The organism is Glutamicibacter sp., from assembly GCF_035257265.1.
In the GTDB taxonomy this organism is placed as follows: domain Bacteria; phylum Actinomycetota; class Actinomycetes; order Actinomycetales; family Micrococcaceae; genus Glutamicibacter.
In genome coordinates, this window is the sequence record NZ_DATEXC010000017.1 from 1 (window position 1) to 1,293 (window position 1,293).

1 protein-coding gene is annotated in these 1,293 nt (G+C 59.8%); it reads left to right on the top strand.

Annotated elements, in window-relative coordinates; translation table 11 throughout:
* A partial coding sequence (locus VJ369_RS02885; RefSeq protein WP_324090643.1) for an IS1380 family transposase occupies window positions 1–1,057 on the top strand: 1,057 nt, incomplete at its 5' end.
* Window positions 1,058–1,293 lie beyond the last annotated feature (236 nt).

Genomic DNA, 1,293 nt, shown 5'->3' on the forward strand with positions numbered 1-1,293 from the left:
GCTCGATCGTCTGCCTGAAAGCGGCGCCCCCTTGGCGTCACAGCCGACGATGTCACGCTTTGAAAACCGCATCTCACGCACCGAACTCTACCGGATGGCTCTGGAATGGCTGCACCAATTTATCGCCTCCTATGCTACCCCGCCCAAGGTCATCGTGCTCGACGTCGATGACACCGAGGACCCGGTCCATGGCGGGCAGGAACAGGCTCGCTTTGATGGCTATTATGGCGGCTATTGTTTTCTCCCCTTCCACGTTTACGAAGGCCTCTCGGGGCGCCTGATCACGACGCTTCTGAAGGCCAAGCGCTTCACTGGCGCGCAGATGCTCTCCGTGCTGAAGCGCCTGGTCACGCGGCTGCGGCGCGCCTGGCCCGCCACCCTGCTCATCTTGCGCGGCGATAGTCACTTTGCCTACCCCGAGGTGATGCAGTGGGTCGAAGCACAGCCCGGGCTGCACTATGTGACGGGTTTGACGAGCAATGCCGTCTTGAAGGCACTGGCTCGCGAGGCGGTCGAGCAGGCCACGCGGGCCTATGCGCGCTGGGGGCGCAAGGTCACCCGCTTTCACTCGACGCACTACCAGGCCCAGACGTGGTCGCGCCCGCGCCGCGTGGTCATCACGGTCGAAGTCTCCGAGCAAGGGGTCAACACGCGTTTTGTCGTGACGGATATGGAGCAGGCCCGCACCAAAGTGCTCTACCAGAAAATCTACTGTGCTCGCGGCCAAGCGGAAAACGAGATTAAGGACCACAAACTGTACCTCAAATCGGATCGCACTTCGTGTCATCGCTTTGAGGCCAATCAGTTCCGGGTGTTGTTGCATGCAGCGGCTTATGTGTTGCTTGAGACTTTACGCCGTGAGGTGTTGCGGACCACTCAGTGGGCCTCGGCGACGATGGAGACCATCCAGTTACGTTTGCTCAAACTCGGTGCCCGGGTGCAAGAGTGCAAAGATCAGATCAAGATTTCCTTGCCCTCATCGTGCCCGGTGGCGCCGGTATTGCGGTGCAGTTTAGCCTTGTTGACAGCGGTGCGTCTCACCGCGCAGGCCCTGTGAGCGCCATCGAGAGCGTTGGCGGCCCAAGTGTCAAGTGCTCGTTGTCAGCCCAAGCGGGCTGTGAGGATGCTGTGTGCTCGGTGGCAACAAGTCGACTGATTGGTGCAGAGCCAGGACAACCTGATGGGCTGGTTTTAGGAACCGGCTGATCCTGTGAGGCGATTGTGCTGGGGTTATCCTGACATCACAAGCGCTCTCTGTAGTCGATTTTTGGGGTTGGTGAATAATCCGGGCTA